4 protein-coding genes are annotated in these 3,564 nt (G+C 46.4%); 2 read left to right on the forward strand and 2 right to left on the reverse strand.

Annotated elements, in window-relative coordinates:
• On the reverse strand, positions 1–1,157 hold a 1,157-nt coding region (locus LUQ50_RS13510; RefSeq protein ID WP_300040533.1), incomplete at its 3' end, for a PEGA domain-containing protein.
• 113 nt (positions 1,158–1,270) lie between these two features.
• On the opposite strand from LUQ50_RS13510, the gene LUQ50_RS13515 reads away from it, so the two are divergent.
• Positions 1,271–1,615 (forward strand): helix-turn-helix domain-containing protein, encoded by a 345-nt coding sequence (locus LUQ50_RS13515; protein ID WP_300040535.1) that lies wholly within the window; start codon positions 1,271–1,273, stop codon positions 1,613–1,615.
• Between the two features lie 4 nt (positions 1,616–1,619).
• Here the strand turns inward: LUQ50_RS13515 and LUQ50_RS13520 are convergent, their stop codons facing one another.
• On the reverse strand, positions 1,620–2,906 hold the full coding sequence (locus tag LUQ50_RS13520) for a PAS domain S-box protein (RefSeq protein WP_300040537.1): 1,287 nt from the start codon (positions 2,904–2,906) through the stop codon (positions 1,620–1,622).
• Between the two features lie 83 nt (positions 2,907–2,989).
• Between LUQ50_RS13520 and LUQ50_RS13525 the strand changes: the two genes are divergently transcribed.
• The coding region (locus LUQ50_RS13525; RefSeq protein ID WP_300040539.1) for a thioredoxin domain-containing protein at positions 2,990–3,564 on the forward strand (575 nt) is incomplete at its 3' end.

Here is a 3,564-nt window from a genome sequence, read left to right on the forward strand (position 1 = left end):
ACCTGTATCTGGGCCGTATAGGGATTGTATCCTGCTTTACTCACCATAACCGTATGTATACCTGACACCACCTGTGAGAAGGTACAGGGAGTTAGATACTGGACACCAGAGTCGAGGGATGCAATGGCACCAGTCGGATCCGAACTTACATAGATACTCCCATACTGGGCAAGGGGAACAAGGGGAGCAAATATTGGAATGGTTTCATCTTTTCCAGGATTCATGGAGACCTGCTGGACATACTCGCGAAAACCGTTCATGGTCACTCTGATTGTATGAGAAGGAGTCCCCGTGCTCATTACCTTAACCAGAACAGGACTAGTCCCATAGTAGGAATCATCAACACGGACATCCGCTCCCTGTGGATCAGAATCGATCTTAAACCACCCTGATTCACCACCGATACCGGTTGGTTCAACGGTGACAGTTGGCTGAATCTCCACAAGGTTAGCCATCCGGGAGATTATTTCACCAGATCCCGGATTTCCTGATATTTGATCAGTCCAATCCTGATACCCTATCTTTAATACACGAAGTGTGTGTGAAGGGGTACCGGTTGTTGATACTTTTATGAGAGCAGGGGTAATTCCCTGGGGTGAACCATCAAAAGAGACTTCGGCACCCTGGGGATCAGAGTCGATCTTAAACCAGCCTGATTCACCACCGATACCGGTTGGTTCAACGGTGACAGTTGGCTGAATCTCCACAAGGTTAGCCATCCGGGAGAGAGTCTCACCAGGTCCAGGATTTCCTGATATTTGATCGGTCCAATCCTGATACCCTGTCTTTGATACACGAAGTGTGTGTGAAGGGGTACCAGTTGTTGATACTTTTATGAGAGCAGGGGTGATACCCTGGGGTGAACCATCAAAGGAAACTTCGGCACCCTGGGGATCAGAGTCGATCTTGAACCAGCCGGATTCACCACCGATACTGGTTGGTTCAATCGTATAGGTCGGTTCAATGGTTGGGGGCATGGTTGGTTCAACGGGAGGATAATCTGCGGGTCCATCAGGAGAGTCAGGTTCATCTTTCGGGTCATACGGAAGAACATGGGGGGGATAGTCACCAGGATCGCTGTTTGTGCCTGCAATACAAATCCCTCCATCTCCCAGGAGAAGGACAATCAGAATTATCGTGAACAGATACCATTTCATTATTCCCAAACCTCGTAATGAGAAATTCATAGAATGTGCATTGAATCTTTCGATAACTACCTGAGTTCACAGCGTGATTATCCTTATGTAATGATACATCGATGAGTACTCACATGGATAAACTCCCCTGCGAGAATATTGTCTGGGAATCACTGCCTGCAATCAGGGCCGCAATTGCAGCTGAAATGGTAGCATCAGGACTTTCACAAAAAGAGGTTGCTACCATTCTTGAAATGGCGCCTTCTGCAGTATCCCAGTATCTTTCAGGCAAGCGAGGATATCGAATCGAATTTTCCAATGAAGTTAAAAGGGAGATTGCACTGCTTTCGTCAGATCTGCGCGATGGAACAGTCACCAACCCGGGATCGAGAATCTGCACAATCTGCACACTTATCAGGGGTACTTCTTCCTGTGGTGCCTGTGATGATCAACACCAACGCAAAACCGATAAAAATTGACCCATCAGGGTTCATGCCAGATTAACATGATCATACTGATCTCACCTGAATGATCGTACACTGCTGCTGATGACAGGATCACTTTCTTTTTCCTGCCTCCTTTTGCACGAATTGTATATTTGAGATCGTGAACCGTTATTCCTCTGACCGCATCAGAGATCACATTCTGTCCTCCGTTCAATTCAGAAGGAATAATGATGTGAGCGGAACCACCGAGAAGTTCTTCAGCAGGGTACCCGGTAATCTGTTCAGCTCCCCGGTTCCAGGAGAGAATAGTCCCCTGCAAAGTCACCGTTACTACTCCTTCGGTCATGGTAGTAAGCAGAACCGAAAGCAGAGCAGATGCAGAACCACCTTCCTGAAGACCGGTTATATCTCTGGCAATTCTGATGATCTGCTGCACATCCTCTGAACGCCCAGATATCGGATAGAGTCGTTGATCAAGCCATTTTGGAGAGTCCTGGCTGGTCATCACCGGGAAGACCTGCCGGTGAGGGAGATGGGATTCGGCGACAATCTCAACCGTATCACGAATTAGCCGGGCAGCCTGTTTATCATATGAGTCAAGCAGATTCTGCCCTACCAGATCGCCTTCCCTCCCGTCCGCTCTTGCATATTGCTGGTTTGCATACTGAATCTTATAATCGGGTGAAAAGATGCAGACCTGTTCCCAGGTCTCTTCTGCAAGGGTTGCAAAGAGAAAATCACCAATTCGTCTTTTCTGCTCAGCCTCTTTCCAATCGGTGATATCTTCCAGGATAAAGACATGACCGGGTACTCCGTCATACATCATCATATCAGCAACCGTCATCCACATGTTCCTGGCCGTAGTATCAATGTGTATGACGATCTCATCAGTATATGCGGCATCGCGATCAGGACTTGTGATCCGATTCCGCAGATCTGTGGATAAGCCCTGGATGCTAAGAATATCAAGAAAACTTCTTCCGATGAGTTCACCTTCATCAGAATCCAGAAGATCCAGAGCTGAAATGTTAAGACTCACAACACGATACTGACCATCAGTCTGTATCACGGCATCTGCGAGATAATTCAATATCCGGGTAGCCGGAACCCGGGGTGCAAGGAAGTATATTTTTGATTTTCCGACGGTTCGTATATCAACAACACCGGAGAGATACATCAGTTCCAGATATTTTCCTACCGTATTTCTGGATAGATGAAGAACCTGGGCAATATCAGAGACGGTCATCCCATTCTGATTACTACTGAGGATCTCCTCAAGGCTTGTAATATAATATTCATAATTATCCATCAGTAGAAGAAACATATTGGTTTACATGGTTATTTGCTTGTACTGTTCCAGAGTTATCATTTACCTGGCAAGTACTCATGATGAAAAAAGGAGGAACTGTGATACCAAACCGATTGATCCATGAAAACAGCCCGTATCTCTTACAGCATGCTCACAATCCGGTGAATTGGTATCCCTGGGGGAGTGAGGCACATCTTCAGGCAAAAAAATCTGACCTCCCAATCTTCCTTTCCATCGGATATGCAGCCTGCCACTGGTGCCATGTAATGGAAGAAGAGTGTTTCAAGGATCAGGAGGTTGCTGACCTGCTGAACCTGAATTTTATTGCAATCAAAGTTGATCGGGAACAACATCCTGAGATTGATCGGATCTACATGTCCGTATGCCAGGTTATGACCGGGTCAGGTGGATGGCCATTAAGCATATTTCTCACACCTGAACTAAAGCCGTTTTACGCTGCTACATATATCCCAAAAAAGTCCCGACACAATATTCCAGGTATGACTGACCTAATCCCCCATATTATTCGTATCTGGAATGAACGGAGGGAAGAAGTCAATGAGGAAAGTACCAGAATTTTTGAGATATTATCCAGGAGAGAAAACCCGGCAGGTGCAATAGGCAGTGGGGCAACAAATTCTGACGAACCACTCCATTCAGCATACCAAAAACT

The sequence above is a fragment of the Methanospirillum sp. genome, from assembly GCF_028679455.1.
Lineage (GTDB): Archaea > Halobacteriota > Methanomicrobia > Methanomicrobiales > Methanospirillaceae > Methanospirillum.

Coding starts and splice junctions, on each gene's coding strand:
- LUQ50_RS13515 (WP_300040535.1), top strand. CDS start 1,271: ATGGATAAACTCCCCTGCGAGAATATTGTCTGGGAATCACTGCCTGCA.
- LUQ50_RS13520 (WP_300040537.1), bottom strand. CDS start 2,906: ATGTTTCTTCTACTGATGGATAATTATGAATATTATATTACAAGCCTT.